The following is a 17,289-nucleotide window of genomic DNA, read 5'->3' as shown; positions in this document are numbered from 1 at the left end:
CTGCACAGCCACCCACATCTTGCAAAAGTTGTGACGTGGAACATACGGCGGGCCCGGTTATGCGTCAATTACATCCGGTGTGCACAAAAGTAACTAAAGTTACCAACTAGTAGCTTGATCTTCCGCTCAATGATGTTGCCCAGGTGAAACATTCACTTTTGAAGGATTCACTTCAGAGCTGCTGATGCACCCGCTGCGCCCCGATCCGATCGATCCGGGCGCGTCCCCAGTCGCCCAGCGGGGCCAGCGCGGCGTTGAGCGCGCCGCCGATCTCGGTGAGCCGGTACTCCACGCGCGGCGGCACTTCGCGGTAGACGGTCCGGCTGACGATGCCGTCCTCCTCCAGCTCCCGCAGCTGCTGGATCAGCATCTTCTCCGAGATCCCCGGCAGTCCCTTACGTAACTCGCCGAAGCGCCGGACGCGGTGGTTCTCCAGCTCCCAAAGGATCAGCGCCTTCCACTTCCCGCCGACGACATCCATCGCGGCGTCGATGCCGCAGAAGTATGGTCCCGATCGCTTCGCGCCCATGGTCAACCTCTCTAGCTGTTCACAAACCATTCGGTAAGTACCCGACAAAATAGTAGGTACTTGCCTCCACGCCGGGTACCGAGCACTCTTGGTTTCAGCGCGCTGACCAGGACCCTTCTCGACCCCAAGGAGTTGACCCCGCCATGGCGGAAACCACGAAGACCCCGGTGACCATCCTGGGACTCGGCGCGATGGGCCGAGCGCTGGCCGCGACCTTCCTGAAGGCCGGCCTGCCGACCACAGTCTGGAACCGCACCCCCGGCAAGGACGCCGAACTCCTCGCGGCCGGAGCCATCGGCGCCGCGACAGTCACTGAGGCGATCGGCGCCGACGGTCCGATCATCGCCGTCCTGCTGGACCACGCGTCGGTGCACGCCACCCTCGACCCGGTGGCCGACCGGCTCACCGGACGTCAGCTGATCAACCTGACCAGCACCGCTCCCAACGAGGCCCGTGAACTCGCCGCCTGGGCGGCGCGGCACGACTGCCACTACCTCGACGGCGGAATCATGGCGGTGCCCCCGATGATCGGCCAGCCCGGCGCCTCCATCCTCTACAGCGGCTCACAGCAGGTCTTCGACGCTCACCGCGAATCCCTCGAATTGCTCGCCGCCGCCGAGTACTTCGGCGAAGACGCGGGCTTCGCCTCGACCTACGACTTCGCCCTGCTCGCCACCATGTACGCCATGTTCGGCGGCTTCCTGCACGGCGCGGCCATGATGCGCTCCGTCGGCGTCTCCGCCGCCGAATTCGGCCGGCGAGCCGCGGCGTGGGTCAGCGCGATGACCCAGTCCTTGCCGAACCAGGGAGCCGTCATCGACTCGGCGGCCTACACCGACCCGGTCCAATCCATCGCGTTCCACAAGGCCGCGCTCGACGCGATCAACCGCGCCAGCCGCGACGCGAACGTCACCCTCGATTTCGTCGCCCCCCTGAAAACTCTCCTCGACCGCCAGGTAGCGGATGGCCACGGCGCGCTTGGCTTCGAACGCACCTTCGAAGAGCTTGTCTGACCCCTCGCGAGCCCATAGCAAACTTCTGGTTTACCGGGCAATTCGTTCCGAACGCATCTACAAACACGAACGCGGGTGGTTGTGGCCGATCCGGCTCCACAATCACCCGCGCGCGTGATGTCTGCGTTCGCGTTTGCCGCCCAGACCGTCGGAAATCACCATTGTCCGGGTGGGCCCTTCGAGTTCGACAGACCACCTCGAGTTGCCTCGACTGCTCGGCGCCACCACGCCCAGACTGTGCCGACACCGCGCAGTACCTCTCCAGCTATCAGTTTTCGGCACCGTCGCGCGGGTATCACGTGCACGTCGGGAACGGGAACGGATAAGGAATCGATCATGAGCAAACGATCGTTCAGTAAAGGCGACAAAGTCGAATGGGATAGCCACGGCAGTACTACGGAAGGCGAGGTAGAAGAGGTGATCACCTCCGACACCGAGGCGGCCGGCCGTACGGTCCGGGCATCCGAGCAAGATCCACAGTATCGCGTGCGCAGTGCGAAAAGCGGTCGTGATGCGGTGCACAAACCAGACGCTCTACGCCACAAAGATTGACATCGGAAGCGGGATCACCATGACGATGGACAAAGAAGACACCCGCACACAATTCGACGATATCGTCAATATGACGGCAAAAGAACTGCGCCGGTGGCTCGACACCGACGAATCGAAGTCGGTGGGACAGAATCCGAAAGACGGCGGCGAGTCGGCCGGGCATGTCAGCGGACGCCGCATCGTGGACATCCTCGAGAAAAACGAGTTGACCGACGCTGACTACGAGCACATGCGCAAAGTCGTCGGCTACGCGCATCGCCACCTCGAACAACGTCCCTCCGGAGAAATCGAGAACAGTAAATGGCGATACTCGCTGATGAACTGGGGCCACGATCCGATGAAAAGCTGACAGTAACGAACGGGATACGGTGGCGGACGTGGAAACCTCGCCTTAACGGTTGAGCGTTCCGGCGAAAGCTACGATGCCTGCTGCCTTCGGCAGGCGAGAGCGACGGTAGCTGCCGCATCGGCGGCGGTATCGGACAGCGACTCCGCCTGTGCCCCCTTCAACCGCGCCAGCAAATATCTCGCAACGAGATCGGCTCGCCACGGTGAGATCGTCGGCACGGCGAAGCCGAAGCAGTTCTGCGTCCTCCCGGAGCCTCTGCGCCCCGGGGGTCGGCGGTCGCCGTCGCGCGCGGAGTTGCAGCTCGCACCCGGCGTAGTGGAGGGATGCTCGAGGCGTGTGGCGCTGGAAGCCCTCCACCGACCACAAACCCCTCACAGCTTCCCCTTTCGACTCTCGAGAATCCGCAGATCCAGCCGCGATTTGGTCCACGCGGAGTGATCCGATAATCTTGCTGAGCACACCGGTCCGGGTGGCGGAATGGCAGACGCGCTAGCTTGAGGTGCTAGTGCCCTTTATCGGGCGTGGGGGTTCAAGTCCCCCTCCGGACACAGACACTACGCACACGGGTGGTTGTGGAGCAGTTTCCGCCACGACCACCCGTTTTTCGTGGTCGTAGGTGAGCTTCAGACCGAGTTGCCGGTAGACCTCGAGTTTGTCGGTGGGGTCAGCCGCCTTCAGTATGTGAACCAGGCCGCCCAGTGAGGTCACAAGCTGGTGGATCTCCTCCTTGTTCAAGTGGTGATCCGAGCGTTGCTCGGCTTCCAGCGCGGTGAGGTGTGCCGCGGTGGCCTGGCGTTCGCGCTGAACTTGTTGGGTCCAGCCCGCGACAAGGGCCGGGTCGGTGCCCGCTTCCAGCGCTGCTCGGTACCGGGACAGTTTGCGGTCGTGTTCGGCAAGCGATCGTCGCGCACTCTCGATGGCGGGAGTGTTGTCGGTTTGCGCGTCCTCGAGCATGCTCAGCGAATGCTCGATCTGGTCGGGGTGAAAGATGTCGGCCAGCCATGAATCGATCGGGCCGCTGAGCTGGTCTTCGCGCAGGTAGACGGTGGTCGGGTGGTCGATCTTGTTGGCGAGGGCGTATTCGGAGGGATACCGGCAGCGGTAGTGCGGCAGCCCGTGGTTCCAGTTGCCTTGCATGCGGCGTCCGCAGGCGTCGTGGAACAGTAGCCCCTTGAAGGCGTACGGGTGCTGGCTGCGGGTTGTGGTCCTGCCCGTCGATTGCGGGCCTCGGGCGGCGAGCCGTAGTTGTGTCTGCTCGAAGGCGTCCTTGCTGATGAGGGCGCTATGGGCGGGTTTGTCGGAGTAGACCCACTCCGTCTTCGGGTTCCACGCCAGGCGGGTGTGATGGCCCAAGGCGACGTCATCGACGTCGATGAGGGACTCCTGCTTGCGCTGTTTGTTCCACACCTCGTAGCCGGTGTAGCGCGGATTGCCCAGGATCGCGCGCACCGCGCTCTTGGACCACGCGGCGCCGGAGCGATGGCTGTTGCGTCTACGGTCGTAGGCCGACGGGCACAAGATGTTGTCGCTGGTGAGTCGTTGCGCGATGGCGAAAATCCCTATGCCAGAGAGGTACTCGCTGAAGATTCGTTGCACAACCGGCGCGGTGACAGGGTCGGGTTCGAGGGTATGCAGCCGTTTACCATCGGCGGCTTTGCCCGGATTGGGATGAGGCCCGGCGTCGGCGAGACGATACCCGTAGGGTGGTCGGCCGCCGAGGTAGCGGCCCTCGACTTGCGCTTGCGCGGCCATTGCGGCGCGGACACGGATCTTGATGCGGTTGCGTTCGCCTTTGGACATGCCACCGAACACCGACATGATCAGATCGTGCGCTTCGGAGTCCGGGTCGATCGGACCGCCGACCTCCGGCACCCACAGCTGCACGCCGTAGTGAACGAAGACCGGAAACGTCAGCCCGAACTGGTTGCCGTAGAACGCGCGTTGCGGTTCGCTGATCACGACCGCGTCGAACCCTCGCCCGGGTTCTTTGAGCAGCTCGAGCAGCCGCCCGGCTGCGGGGCGGCGCTTCCACGGAATCGACCGCGACTGCCCGATGTCGAAGAACTCCGCGACGATCCGCCCGTGCTGACCGACCAGGGCGTTCGCTCGTCCGAGCTGCCAGTTGCGAGATGCGTCCGGATCTTGCTGGTCTTCGGTGGAGACCCGCCCGGCGAAAGCGAACCTGATCATTGCTGCGATTCCTCCTGCTGGTTGAGAAAGACATCGGCGTTCGGTAGTGACTTGGCCGAATTGCCCCATCCTCGGGAGTTGTGATGGAGGCAGTCGGCCGTGGTGTTGATGCTGGACTCGGTCGGGGACTATCGACGGTCTCGCCACGAGTCTCGCGGACGTGTCGGAGAATGATCTCCAGCAACACTTTAGCGGCCATGGCGTTGAGCTGAGGCGGGTCCTCTGGAACGACGACAGTGACATCGTTCGTGCGGCTTCTGGCAGCCTGATCATGCGCGTTGCTGCCATCAGGGCACACGGCGCACGTCCTCGGCTACGCTGGCCGACTGGTAGCTGACCGATGACGACCGGTACCTCGTTCTGTACCAATCACGAGCCGCGCGCGTTCGGGCGTGGCTATCCCTCCGCCAAGAACGGCAGACCGGTGTGCTGGTGCGAGTAGAGGTGAACGATGAGCGCGCCGCCGCGGGAGACAAAGGCCCAGGACGAGCTCTGGCGCCGAGATGGCCAGTAGAGGGCTCACCGTGGAGATCGAAAGGCATGGTTCCTCCAGGCCTGCCGATTCTCCCGCCTTCCATGAAAGCCGAAACACGGCGATTTCGCCACCACCTGTAGCCGAGGGTCCGTCAGAGCGCCGACAGATGTGAACCCGTGACAGCCGGTCGAACAGCTCCGTGCTCTGTTCGCTCTCAATGGATGCGCGTGGGCGGCGATAAGTGCAGGCTGTGGGTGGGGATTTCGGCCAAGCCTGTGGCGCTGGTGATTTGGGTGATACTGGCGGGGTGAACGGGACGTGGGAGGCGTGGGGTCGGGTCGTGGTGGCCGCGATCGCCGCGATACCGGTAGCCGGTCTCGTGGCCTGGTGGCTGGCTGGGCGGCGCGGGTGGCGGGCGGCGCTGTGCGATGTCGGGATGGTGACGGGTACCGCGCCGTGGTTGTGGATGATCCTCACACCGACCGGAAGAGGTCGTTCGGTGAATCTCGTGCCGCTGCGTGATCTGGCCGAGCAACTGGCCGACGACCGAGTAATCGAGCAGTTCGGCGGGAATCTGCTGGTCTTCGCCGCACTCGGCTTCCTGTTGCCGGTGCGCCCCGCGTGGTTCGCCCGCTCGTACCGCATCCTGTTGGCGGGAGCAGCAGCTTCGATCGCGGTGGAGACTGCACAGTTCGCCCTCGCTATCGGCCGTCACTCATCCGTCGACGACGTACTGTTGAACGCGGCCGGTGCATGCCTGGCGGGCCAGCTCTCACGACATCTGTGGGCGTCGCGCGCAATTACCGACCGGTCCGAGCCGGCATTGCCCGAAGAGCCGACACGGGGCATCGTCTCCGAGCGCGACGGCGTCGGCCAGCCGACCTTCCCGAGTAGGGAGATCATCGAGAAGTGCGTGGCCGCTGGGTCGATCCCAGTCATCCGCGACGAGCTGCCCCGATCGACAGATCCACACTCGAGACCGATCCCGCTGGATGCACGGAAACCGGCATGAGCGGACAACCTGCGCCGCAGTTGATCTCGTGACGCCCGCCGACCGCCCATCGGCACTACCGCGTGTCGCGGCACGTGATGGCTGCTCGGCCGAGTCCTCGACCTGCGCTCTGCCGTCGGCATTCATGAACATTTCCGAAGAGGTGTAGGTCGCGACACGCCGCCAGGATTAGCGAACAACTGACAGTTCGCGGACAGAGCCAACTAGGCCCATGCAACCCTCAATTCATTCGATCTCACAGAATATTCGAATGCTCAACTCGCAACTAGCATGTGCTCCCACCGCTATCCAACCAACCTCTCGCCACCCCTTCCGCTAACTCAAAACCCTCCATTACCAGCACATAGAACAAAAATCTGCCACACCTCATGCTCCCTGGTCGCGGAAACATCACGGTCACTTCGCAGTCGGAGCGCGTACGGTGGATTGTGTGATGTCACTGGCGAAGCTCGGCAGTGGCGACGGCTACACCTATTACCTCCGCTCGATCGCCACGCAGGACGTGAATGATCGCGGTCCGCAGGACCTTTCGACCTACTACAGCGAGCGCGGCGAATCCCCGGGACGCTGGCTGGGTTCCGGTCTGCCGAACGTCGGTATCGAGGTCGGTGAGGTGGTGACCGAAGCGCAGATGCGGGCGTTGTTCGGTCGCGGTATGCATCCGAACGCCGAGGCGATGATCGCCGCCGAAGTAGAGGCCCGCGCTGTGGAGGGCATCTCGCGCCGTACCGCGCGGGCGCACGCGGTACGGCTGGTCCGGCTGGGTGCTCCGTTCACGAAACACGCGGTGGCGGAGTATTCCTACCGCTACGAGCGGGCCCGCGCCTATGCCGCCTACAACGCCGAGCACGGCCGCGTCGACTACGCCCCGATCCCCGCGGAGGAGCGCAGCCGCATCGCCACCGATGTGGCGGGGCGCATGTTCGCCGAGGAATACGGTCGCCCACCCCGCGACGACAGGGAGCTGTCGGGCTGGGTGGCTCGCGCCAGCCGAGCGCCCTCGAAGCGGGTCGCCGGATTCGACCTCACGTTCTCGCCGGTCAAGTCGGTGTCGACGTTGTGGGCGCTGGCCCCACGTGAAGTGTCGGAAAAGATCGAGGCCGCCGTCGATGCCGCCCTACGCGACGCGCTGGCCTATCTCGAGGAGCACGCGGTGTTCACCCGGGTCGGGCGGCACAGCCGCCGCCAAGTCGACGTCGTCGGCGGCCTGATCGCCACCGCCTTCCAGCACCGTGACTCCCGTGCCGGTGACCCGAATCTGCACGTCCACGTAGTGATCTCGAATGCGGTCAAACGCCACGACGGACAGTGGGGTGCACTCGACGGCAGGATGATCTACCAGCACAACGTCGCCGCCTCCGAGCTGTTCAACACCCGGCTGGAGCACTACCTCGAACAGTCGCTCAACGTGCAGTTCGCCGAACGCCACAGCAGCAACCGACGCCGGCGCGGGAAGCGACCAGTACGGGAGATCGTCGGCGTCCAGGAGCGCCTGGCCGAGGAATGGTCGAAGCGATCGGCCGCCGTGGACACCGAGCTGACCATACGCACCACGCAGTTTCAAGCCGAGCGTGGCCGCGAACCCACACCGGGTGAGCTGCACGACCTCGCCCAAGAAGCCACCTTGAAAACCCGCGGCCACAAGGTGGCGGCACGTTCGCGTGCTGAGCAACGCGTTGATTGGCGACGTGATGCCGTGCAGCTGCTGGGTGGTGAGAGCGCGGTCGATGCGATGGTCGCGAGCGCCCTGGGACAGCCGGTCCCGCAGCGGGAGGCCACCGACGCCGCGTGGGTCGCCGCGACCGCCGCACGGGTCGTCGAGGTGGTCTCCGATTCCCGGGCGACCTGGCAGTTCCGCCACATTCGCGCCGAAGCCACCCGCCAGCTGCGCGGCAGCATCAACCCAGTCGACTGGCACACCCTCATCACCCAGGTCACCGACACTGCCTTGAGCGAGCCGCGGTCGATCCCCCGCGGCACACCGGAGGCCGAGGACATCGCACCCACCGTCGAGGCTTTGATCCGCCGCGACGGAAGCAGCGTGTTCACGACCTCCGGCTCCCAGCTCTTCACCAGCCCGCAGATCCTCGCTGCCGAGGAACGACTGATCGCGGCGAGCCTGCTCGAAGGCGGGCGCACTATCGCGGCGGCCGCGGTGGATGCCGCGATCATCGAGCACGCCGCCAACAATAACGGCCAGATGCTCAACGACGGCCAGGTACAGCTGCTGCGCGAGTTCGCCACCTCCGGACGACGGCTACACATCGCCATCGCCCCAGCCGGCACCGGTAAGACCACCGCCATGGCCGCGCTGGTGCGCGCCTGGACCGCCGAAGGCGGCACCGTGCTCGGGCTGGCACCGGAAGGACCGGCCGCCGGCGTCCTCGGCAGCGAGATCGGTGCGGAGTCCAAGACCGTGGACATGCTCGTCACGGTGATCAACGACCTCCGCTCCGGCGAGCGGGCCCTCGACGACGCACCGGACTGGGTGCGAACGATCGGACCCCGCACCGTGGTCGTACTGGACGAGGCCGCGAAAACACCTACTCTCAAACTGGATTCGGCCGTGTCCTGGCTGATCGAACGCGGAGCGAGCGTGCGGGCGGTCGGTGATGACCGGCAACTGTCTTCCGTGCAAGCCGGGGGCGTGATCCGCGACATCGTCCACCACGCCGGAGCCGCCACCCTCACCAGCGTCGTCCGCTTCGACAACCCCAGCGAGCGCGCCGCCAGCCTCGCCCTACGCCACGGTGATACGGCCGCGATCGCGTTCTACACCGACCACGGCCGCGTCCACGTCGGCACCCTCGGCGCCGTGGTGCACGCCGCGTACCGGGCGTGGCGGGTCGACTACGCCCAAGGCCGCGACGTCGCGCTGCTGGCGCCGACCAACGAACTGGTGCGCCAGCTCAACGCCCTCGCCCGAGACGAACGCCTCCGCCGCGAAGGCTTGCACGGACCGGAAACGCTGCTGTCGGACGGGCTTACGGCTTCGGTCGGGGACATCATCACGACCAGGGAGAACAACTATCGGCTGCGGATCTCGCAAACCGATCACGTCCGCAACGGCTACCGCTGGAAGGTCCGTGCCGTCTACCCGGACGGGCGGATCACCGCTACCCACATCGGATCCGGCCGCAAAGTCACCCTGCCCACCGCTTACGTGCGTGAATGCGTCGAACTCGGCTACGCCCGCACGATCAACTCCGCGCAAGGCCTGACCACCGACACCTGCCACGGCGTGCTGACCGGCAGCGAGGACTGCTTCCAACTGTATGTGCTGGCCACCCGCGCCCGCGGCGGCGGACACCTCTACCTCGCCACCGCAGGCGACGGCCAGGACGCACCCGCCGAGACGTGGAACGCGCTGCACCCACCGACCGCGATCGACCTGCTCACCCAGATCCTCGGCCGCGACGGCGGCCAAGTCTCCGCGACCACCCAGGCCCGCCAAGCCGCCGACCCCCAACGCCAGTTCGCCGGAGTCGTCGACGCCTACCTCGAGGCGCTTGGCGCGGCCGCCGACGCAGTGCTCGGCGACGAGCACCACGCCGCCGTCACCGCGGCCGCCGAACGCTTGATGCCCGGTCTCACCGATGAGGATGCATGGCCAGTGCTGCGCCAGCACCTGGCCATGATCGCCCTGGCCGGGCGCGACCCGATAACGACGCTCACCGACGCCATCACCGCGCGGGAACTCGACACCGCCGACGACAAAGCCGCCGTGCTGGTGTGGCGCGTCGGCCGCAACACCGCCGGTTCCGGTCCGCTGGGGTGGGTGCCCGAAGTCCCGCCTGTGCTGCGCGACGATCCGGACTTCGGCGCCCACCTGCGGGAACGCACCGCGCAGATGCTGAATCTGTCCAGCCAGATCCGCACCACCGCCCGCGCCTGGACACCCGAGACCGCGCCGGTGTGGGCGCGGCAACTGGCCGGGCACGACCCCAACCTCACTGCCGCACTCGCGATCTGGCGAGCCAGCCACGCGATCGGCGACCACGACCGACGCCCGACCGGGCTCGTACAGCAGCCGGTCGACGAACGCCGCACCCAGCTCGAGCTGGACTCCGCGGTGCGCTCCCGTCTCGGAGACCTCGACGCCGACACCCGCCGATGGACACCTATCGCCCGGGAAGTCGACGCCCGGATCCCCGCCGACCCGTACTGGCCACAACTGGCCGAGGAACTGTCCCACGCCGCGGACACCGGACTCGACGTACCGACCGCCGTCCGCACCGCCGCCGCGCAGCGCCCGCTACCGGACGAACAGCCCGCCGCCGCGCTGCACTGGCGACTGGTTGAAACGCTCGACGACGCGCAGCGCCGCGACGCCGACCAAGTCGCCCGCGCGGTCTCTGAACTCCGGGTCGACCAGTGGCGCCGCATGAGCGATAGGGAACTAGAAGACGAGATCCAATCTGCTCGGCGCGATTTCGATCTCGACCCGATCCTGGACATGGGTCTCATCATCGAACGTAGCCAGCGATACGAGCGCGGCAGCGACGCCGACGCTGTACGCCGCGCTCACGCCGAACTCGATCAACACGCGGCAGCGATCCGCACCGCCCGCCACGCACAGGCTGCAGTCGTGACCGCCGAACACGCCCTCACCCTCGCTCACCGGCAACAAGCGACCGCACAGAACAACCCGCCAAAGACCCCCTGGTGGCGCACCAACACCGCCTCCGCACGCACCGCACGCGCGGAGCACGCTGCCCGCCTCGAGTACCTACGCCAAGCCCTCAACAATGCCGAACAAGACCTGCTTGCCGCCCGCGAGACCGCCCGCCGCACCCGTGCCGCAGTGCCCCTCGCGCACGACACCTGGGACGCGACGCTTCACCGCGCTGACAACCACGCCGCGCGCGCCGCCGAGCTGGCCGCCGCAGACCACAGCGACAACGCCTTCGCACGCAAACTGGCTCAGGCAGAACAACGCTGGCTTCGCGAGGAACGCCAACTCGACGACGCGTTCACCGAACAACAGCGCCGCACGCAGCTGACACCGCGGCAACGCGACCTCGAAGACCGGGCTCGCCGCCATCTCGACCTCAATACGCACCACGGACCGGTCTCTGCGCAACCAACAGCTTCCACCGAGAACGGGGCGAGCCGCAATGAGCCCTTCGACACTCCGGAAACAGACACTAACTACGTGTACAGCTACGACTACGACTACGGACTGTAGTACTGCTCCTTCGGCGCCAAGCACACCGAGCTGGTACTCGCTCGGACTGACCACTGCGATGGTCGCCGAGAACGACGCACGAGATCACGACACCGCCTGCCAGACTGCGGCTTTGTCCCCTATTCGCAACGATCGGATGCGCTGTCGCAGTTCTTCGGCCGCTGCTGGCTTGGTCGGCGCGAGCCGAATGTAGGCGCCGAGGGAGTGCAGCTCGGTGATGTCGCGCAGCAAGGTCCATCCGGGCCAGTCGAGAAGGTCATAACCGTATGCCGCTGCGAAGCGTTCCCGCTCGTGTTGTGGTTGATGAAAGTGATCGGGCAACCCGTTCACCAGGTCGAGTTCGCGCGGCCCAATGCTGCACTGGTCCCAGTCGATCAGCACCCACCGACCGTGATCGCAGACGGCGTTCTCGCTGTGGACATCGACATGCACCAGGCCCTCCCCGAGCGGGAACTCGGTCTGCGTGAACTGGCCGACCAGTGCTTCGGCGCGGGCGCGCACCCACGCGCGGTCAGAGTCGGTGAGTGCGTGTGTCGTCCGCTCGTCATCAAGAGCCAGGGCTTCGAACAGCCGCCGCAGCGGCCGGTATCGCGGCACCGGGAACGGCGGCCGCGCCACCGAGTGCAGCCGCCGCACCAGTGTGCCGAGGTCGGCCGGACCTGGCCGATCTGGCGAGGGGCGGTAGGGCCAGAACGTAGCGATCGCGCCGTCGGCGGTAACTGGCTGGGTTCCGGCCGTTGGAGTGAGCGCGATGGGTTGGACTTCGGCTGCCAGCCACTGTGTGACGGCGACGGCGGTGTGCGCGCGCTCGCGGCGGTAGGCGGTGTCGGGTGCCAGGCGCACGACGAGATCAGCGTGGGGCAGCAACCACACTGCGTTCGACCGATGATGCAGCAGTTGCGCGTCGCGGTCGTCGACGCCGAACGCTTGACATGCGGCGCGCACGGCTGCGCGACCGGGGAGCTGGCTCTCGGTGGTCATGAGGCCGCAGTGGCGAGGACCGCTCTTAGATCGCTGCGCAATTCAGCAACGATCGGATCGCTGTCGTGCTGAGTGGCGATAGTGTCCAGGTCGCGGAGGCGGACGTAGCAGCGAGGTGACGACAGCTCGGTTATCGCCGTGATCGCCTCACGCCCGTACCGGTTGGCCGACTCGAAATCACCCGCCTGCAAGCAAGCCCCGGCAAGGGTGGGCAAGGCCACGGCGCGGCTGCGCGCATGTTCGCTGGCGTGTCCAGGGATCGCTGTGGACAGACGCTCGACTGCCGAGGGCGCGAATTTGGGGTCGGAGAGCGACAGCAAATACATCGCATGGCCGTGTTGAGCGGCGATTTCCGCGGGGGTCACGAACCATGCCCAGGAGGGAGTGGTGTCGGGTTCGGCTGCGGCGTAACGGTCTTCGCATAGCCCGAGAGCGCGCTGGGTAGCTGCGGAGTCGTTCAGGGATGCCCAGCACCACCCCATTACCGTTGCGATGTACCCGGCGGTGATGGTGCTGATCGGATGGCGTCTGTTGGCGGCGGTCGATGAGGCGAGCTGCACGAATTTCAGTGCTTCTTCAGGTCGTTTCAGGTGCAGGGACTGGTGGGCCATGTCGAGCAGAATGCTGACCGTCAGGTCGGTGCTGCGCGGATGGTCTTGGCCGCGGTGCGCGGTTTGCAGGGCGTATGTCCACAGTTTGCGGGCCGAGTCGTGTTCTTCGATGTCGTAGGCCAGCCAGCCGGCCATGCTCGCCAGGTCGGCCGTAGCGATCCACAGCCGTGTTCGAACGTCGGCGGTGCATGCGGCGCCTTCCAGGGCGCGAACTTGGTGCAATTGGGTGAGTGCCGCGGTCCGGCAGAGTCCGCCGCCGTGTGCGAGGTCCCATCGCCGGAATCCTTCGGTGATGGCTTCGATCGCGTCGATGTCGGCGGATCCGATGTGTGGTCGGCTGACTGGCTCGAGCCGGTCAGGGAGGATGCTGCCCAGCCGGTCGAGTTGCGGGTGAAGGTGGGAACCGAGTGCGGCTGCGGTTGCCAGGGTGATGAAGTCTCTGCGTTCCACCCACGTCACCTCCTCGGGGGCCAGATTACTCGCAGTCCCGGAGCCGAACCCGAGTAGCGAAGCGGGGATCGCGAAGGTATCGGCGATTCTGGCGACCAGCTTGGCGCTGGTGAGGCGGCGTTCTCCGCGTTCGACGGCTGAGATTCTGGACTGTGTGAGGTCGAGTAGCGCGGCCAGCTGAAGTTGTGAGAGGCCGGTTGCTTCGCGAATCAAGGTGAACACGACGCTGAAGTCGTGGTCTGCCAGCGCCGCGCGGATAGTGGGATCGTCGAAGAAGTCGGCGGTGAGCGCGTGCTTGAACCCGGCAGCGCAGGCGCAGTCGGCGCAGAGGTTTCCGGCGTGTTGTGTGGTCAGCGTCGTGCGGCATGTGCGGCAGATACGTCCCCCAGTGTTCATATCTCACCTCAGTCGGTTGACCGCAGTCTGTCTCACAGTATGCGGTCGATGGCTTCTACGTGCACAAATGATCCTTTCGCCTGATCCCAGCCAGTTGTTTGCGATGCGCAAGCCCCAGTGGGGCTAGCCACTGTTTTGAAAGTGGGTGAGGGCGGGCAGTTGCCCGCCCTCACCCGTGTCGGAGCCATTGGTTGATGGCAGCGATGCGGATGGTGGCCTGGTAGCGGACGGCGAGTTTGTCGAATCTGGTTGCCACGGCGCGGTGTTCCTTCAATTGACCGATACCGCACTCCACGGCGTGGCGGAGCTTGTATTCCTCAGCGTCGAACGCATGCGGACGGCCCCCGGCCGAGCCCTTCTTCTTCCGGTTGGCGGTCTGGTCCTTCTTGATCGGGATCGTCGCTTTGATACCCCGTTTACGCAGGTGGGCGCGGTTGGCGGCAGAGCTGTAGGCCTTGTCGGCGCGTACCCGGTCCGGGCGGGTCCGCGGCCGCCCGGCACCCAACCGTGGCACGGTGATGCCGTCGAGTACCGCGGTGAACTGCGGGCTGTCTCCCCGCTGGCCAGCGGTGAGTACGATCGACAGCACTTTGCGGCCCTGCTCTGTAGCCAGGTGGGTTTTCGTGGTCCAGCCACCGCGAGACCGGCCCAGCGCGTGGTCGCCGGGTTCGGTGTCGACCCCACCGGGTGGCTCGACCTGAGCTGCGCCGTGGCGGCGCGCACCAGCAGCGTGCCGGTGCGCGCGGGTGATGGTGGAGTCCACGCTGACGTCCCACACGATCGCCCCGGCCGCGTCGGCGGCCGCTTGCAGCATCTTCAGGATCAACGCCCAAATACCGGTGCGCTGCCAGCGGCGGAACAACCCGTAGACCGTCTGCCACGGCGCATAATGCGCGGGCACGTCCCGCCACGGAGAACCGACCCGGACCCGCCATCGGATCCCGTCGATAAGCTGCCGTTTCGTCCACTTCGACGGTCGTCCCGCCTTCTTCCCGCGAGGCAACAGCGGTGCCAGCCGCGCCCATTCGGCGTCGGTCAGATCCGCGCGCCTCGTCACCGCTACGCTGGGCACGAGGTCTCCGGTATTCAAGGTTTTGCTTGGTCGCTAACCCATCTACCGGAGACCTCCTCTCATCTGCCCACCGACATGCCAACGCGAGCAAGGGATCTCGATCACAACCAGGCTGTTGAGGCCGCCGCGCAGCGACGCCGTCAACAACCCACTTTCAAAACAGTGGCTAGTCCCGTCGGGCGTTGGGATGGCAAGCCGCAGCCGCGAATCTGGGACCAGCACCCGATGCCGGGGCATGCGGTCGAGGCTGTTCCGCCCTCGCAAGGAAACAGCAACGGGCGGAGCCGGATTCGGACGCTGTGCGACTGGGCCCGGCATCGGCGTGCCCACCCACCCACCGACTGTCAGGGAGCTGTCGTGAGAATTTCGCAGAACACACGGGATCTGTGGACCGTGCAATATCGCGACTGCGCGGTCGAACCTATCGATTTGGATCTGGACCGCGCCCGCTTGATTCTCCACGCTCATGCTGCCCACGGCGGCGGATGTCTGCCCTACCTCGCGGCGATGGCCTACTCGTTCGGAACCGAGGCGTAGCCCGAGCATGCCCACCGAACGCCACACACCCATACTCACTCGTTCATCGCAGATGACAACGGCTGCGCGACAGGATGTCTCGCTCCCCAGGTCGGATCCTCGGCTGCCTCGGATTCCGGACTGGCACCAGCTCTGCGCGGCATTCCGCGGCGTGACGGGCCACAACCCGGGCGATCACCTGATCACGCGATGGGCGCAAGCGCTGGCGCATCTGCCTGATCACGCGATGGGCGCAAGCGCTGGCGCATCTGCACCGCACCCGCCGCATCATCCCCGAACGCGCGACCGGAGTCGACCGACGCTGAGACGATGTCGTCACGCTGATCGACAACTGGGTCAGCACCCACATTCAGCAACGACGCGGCACCGAACGCATAGGGCCAGCCATGGATGCCCTGGCCGCCGCGTACGTCGATGCCGAACTGATCCTCGCGACTGCCGAGCACGCCTCCGAACCCGCCGTGCGTGAGGCATGGATCCACGTCAGTGCCCTGGCTGTCGACTGGGCTGACCTGGTCACCGAGGTCGTCGACGGCCAAACGCGCGCACCGCGGCCTGCCGGGCCCACCACTCCGATACAACCATGATCGAAAGGACATACCGAATGTTCGCCCTCGCAACAGATCCCCAGTTCATCGCCACCTGTCAGGCCGAAGACCTCGACCCTGACACCGCCGCCCGCCGGGTCGAAAGCGGCACCCTTGTGTTCCTGCGGTCGCACGCGAGCCGGCACATGACGGCCTTCAAACCGCTGCTCGTTGGTGAGGACACACGCCGCAAAGTCGCCGCTCTCGTCGGACTGGGGCCGCGTGACCGCGACCGGCAGACCATCGTGGAAAACATGGCGGTCATCCTCGCCGCCGGTCCCGACGCTGTCATGGACCTGACCACCAACCCCGAAGGGGTGGCGCTGCGCGCGGATCTGAAGGAAGTCATGGGCGTACCGCTCGGCGCATGCCTGACATACGACCTGTTCGCTGATCCGCGGAAGAAGTTGAGTCGCAACGAATTCCTGGACCGATTCGAGCTCGGGCTGGCGGCTGGCGTCGACTTCGTCCTCATCCACGCAGGCATCAACCCCGCCCTCGCGCAGATGAGCGAAAAATCCGCCCGAATCATGCCCACGACCTCACGAGGCGGCGGGTTGCTGGCCCGCTACATGCGCATCCACCACTGCGACAACCCCCTGATCGAGTACTTCGACGGAATCCTCGACATCTGCCGCCGCCACGAAGTTGTCCTCGACCTCGGCGACATCTTCCGCCCCGGCGCCACCGCCGATGCGGGCGACGAGCTGAAATGGCGCGAGATCCAACTGCTGGCCGAACTTCGCAAAGACGCGTTGAGCGCCGGAGTGCAGGTGTTGTGCGAAAGCGGCGGGCACGTGCCGCTGCACCGCATTCCCGAACTGATCCCCGCCTACAAAGAAGCACTGGGCGGCGCGCCGCTGTGGCTGGCCGGACCGATGGTCATCGACAACGGTGTCACCCTCGACGACACCGTCAACGCCCTCGGTGTGGCGGCGGCCGGACAGTGCGGCGGCGACATGTTCGCTTCCATCACCCACAACGAGCACTACGCCATGCCCACCGCACCCGACACCGCCACCTCCATCCGCATGGTCCGTGTCGCCATCACAGCGCTCGACCTCGTACGCGGCTGGAAACCCGAAATCGCACGACAGCGCGCTATCAGCGTCGCCCGCCGCGCCAACGACTGGGACATCCAACAAGGCCACGCCCTCTACCCCGGCCTGGCAGGCAACGCGTTCATCACCCACGGCCTGCGCAAAGGCGCGCCCTGCACCATATGCGGATCACTGTGCCCGCACATCACCGCGAAAAAGACCCACGAGGAAAAACCCGTCCCCGCCCACCAGCCCGGACCAGTCCTGCTGCCCATGCCCACGCCTACCAGCGAACCGGAGGCATGAA

At 65.9% G+C, this 17,289-nt stretch carries 13 protein-coding genes, 1 tRNA gene and 1 pseudogene; 9 read left to right on the top strand and 6 right to left on the bottom strand.

The window, feature by feature from the left end:
• Positions 1-172 precede the first annotated feature (172 nt).
• On the bottom strand, positions 173-529 hold the full coding sequence (locus tag LTT66_RS33245) for a winged helix-turn-helix transcriptional regulator (RefSeq protein ID WP_233062461.1): 357 nt from the start codon (positions 527-529) through the stop codon (positions 173-175).
• 143 nt (positions 530-672) lie between these two features.
• Here LTT66_RS33245 and LTT66_RS33240 point away from each other — a divergent pair, with 143 nt between their 5' ends.
• The 5 genes from LTT66_RS33240 (at position 673) to LTT66_RS33220 (ending at position 3,448) form a co-directional block, all read left to right on the top strand.
• Positions 673-1,542 (top strand): NAD(P)-dependent oxidoreductase, encoded by an 870-nt coding sequence (locus LTT66_RS33240; RefSeq protein WP_233062460.1) that lies wholly within the window; start codon positions 673-675, stop codon positions 1,540-1,542.
• Positions 1,543-1,878: 336 nt separating this feature from the next.
• On the top strand, positions 1,879-2,094 hold the full coding sequence (locus tag LTT66_RS33235; RefSeq protein WP_181725290.1) for a hypervirulence associated TUDOR domain-containing protein: 216 nt from the start codon (positions 1,879-1,881) through the stop codon (positions 2,092-2,094).
• Positions 2,095-2,113: 19 nt separating this feature from the next.
• Positions 2,114-2,443 (top strand): DUF3140 domain-containing protein, encoded by a 330-nt coding sequence (locus tag LTT66_RS33230; RefSeq protein ID WP_233062459.1) that lies wholly within the window; start codon positions 2,114-2,116, stop codon positions 2,441-2,443.
• 463 nt (positions 2,444-2,906) lie between these two features.
• Positions 2,907-2,991, top strand: a tRNA-Leu gene (locus tag LTT66_RS33225).
• A 187-nt stretch (positions 2,992-3,178) separates the two neighbouring features.
• A complete protein-coding gene (locus LTT66_RS33220; protein WP_233062458.1) occupies positions 3,179-3,448 on the top strand; it encodes a hypothetical protein in 270 nt (89 codons plus the stop codon).
• Between the two features lie 285 nt (positions 3,449-3,733).
• Here LTT66_RS33220 and LTT66_RS33215 read toward each other — a convergent pair.
• Positions 3,734-4,633 (bottom strand): annotated as a pseudogene (locus LTT66_RS33215) (recombinase family protein); the annotation flags it as partial.
• Between the two features lie 782 nt (positions 4,634-5,415).
• Here LTT66_RS33215 and LTT66_RS33210 point away from each other — a divergent pair.
• Together LTT66_RS33210 and mobF are read left to right on the top strand one after the other, a co-directional pair.
• Complete coding sequence (locus LTT66_RS33210; protein WP_233062457.1) at positions 5,416-6,120, top strand: VanZ family protein; 705 nt, start codon at positions 5,416-5,418, stop codon at positions 6,118-6,120.
• 433 nt (positions 6,121-6,553) lie between these two features.
• Positions 6,554-11,308, top strand: coding sequence for a MobF family relaxase (mobF, locus tag LTT66_RS33205; protein WP_233069482.1), 4,755 nt, complete (start codon positions 6,554-6,556; stop codon positions 11,306-11,308).
• Between the two features lie 84 nt (positions 11,309-11,392).
• On the opposite strand, the gene LTT66_RS33200 is transcribed toward mobF, so the two are convergent.
• From LTT66_RS33200 to LTT66_RS33190, 3 genes are all read right to left on the bottom strand, one after another.
• Entirely contained in the window at positions 11,393-12,289 is an 897-nt protein-coding gene (locus LTT66_RS33200) for a phosphotransferase (RefSeq protein WP_233062456.1), read from the bottom strand.
• Positions 12,286-13,572 carry a helix-turn-helix domain-containing protein gene (locus LTT66_RS33195; protein ID WP_233062455.1) on the bottom strand — a complete coding sequence of 429 codons (1,287 nt, stop codon included), beginning with the start codon at positions 13,570-13,572 and terminating at the stop codon, positions 12,286-12,288. The genes LTT66_RS33200 and LTT66_RS33195 overlap by 4 nt, the downstream gene beginning before the upstream one ends.
• Positions 13,573-13,915: 343 nt before the next feature.
• A complete protein-coding gene (locus tag LTT66_RS33190) occupies positions 13,916-14,803 on the bottom strand; it encodes an IS5 family transposase (RefSeq protein WP_408638878.1) in 888 nt (295 codons plus the stop codon).
• 372 nt (positions 14,804-15,175) lie between these two features.
• On the opposite strand from LTT66_RS33190, the gene LTT66_RS33185 reads away from it, so the two are divergent.
• The gene (locus LTT66_RS33185) at positions 15,176-15,355 is read left to right on the top strand and encodes a hypothetical protein (protein WP_233062454.1); all 180 of its coding nucleotides are present in this window, start codon (positions 15,176-15,178) and stop codon (positions 15,353-15,355) included.
• Between the two features lie 182 nt (positions 15,356-15,537).
• Here LTT66_RS33185 and LTT66_RS33180 read toward each other — a convergent pair whose 3' ends face one another.
• Complete coding sequence (locus LTT66_RS33180) at positions 15,538-15,894, bottom strand: hypothetical protein (protein WP_233062453.1); 357 nt, start codon at positions 15,892-15,894, stop codon at positions 15,538-15,540.
• A 65-nt stretch (positions 15,895-15,959) separates the two neighbouring features.
• Between LTT66_RS33180 and LTT66_RS33175 the strand changes: the two genes are divergently transcribed.
• The gene (locus LTT66_RS33175) at positions 15,960-17,288 is read left to right on the top strand and encodes a phosphomethylpyrimidine synthase ThiC (protein WP_233062452.1); all 1,329 of its coding nucleotides are present in this window, start codon (positions 15,960-15,962) and stop codon (positions 17,286-17,288) included.
• Position 17,289: the final 1 nt, after the last annotated feature.

The organism is Nocardia gipuzkoensis, from assembly GCF_021183645.1.
In the GTDB taxonomy this organism is placed as follows: domain Bacteria; phylum Actinomycetota; class Actinomycetes; order Mycobacteriales; family Mycobacteriaceae; genus Nocardia; species Nocardia abscessus.
The sequence above is the reverse complement of the archived record's forward strand: the minus strand, read 5'-3'. Positions and strand labels throughout refer to the sequence as shown.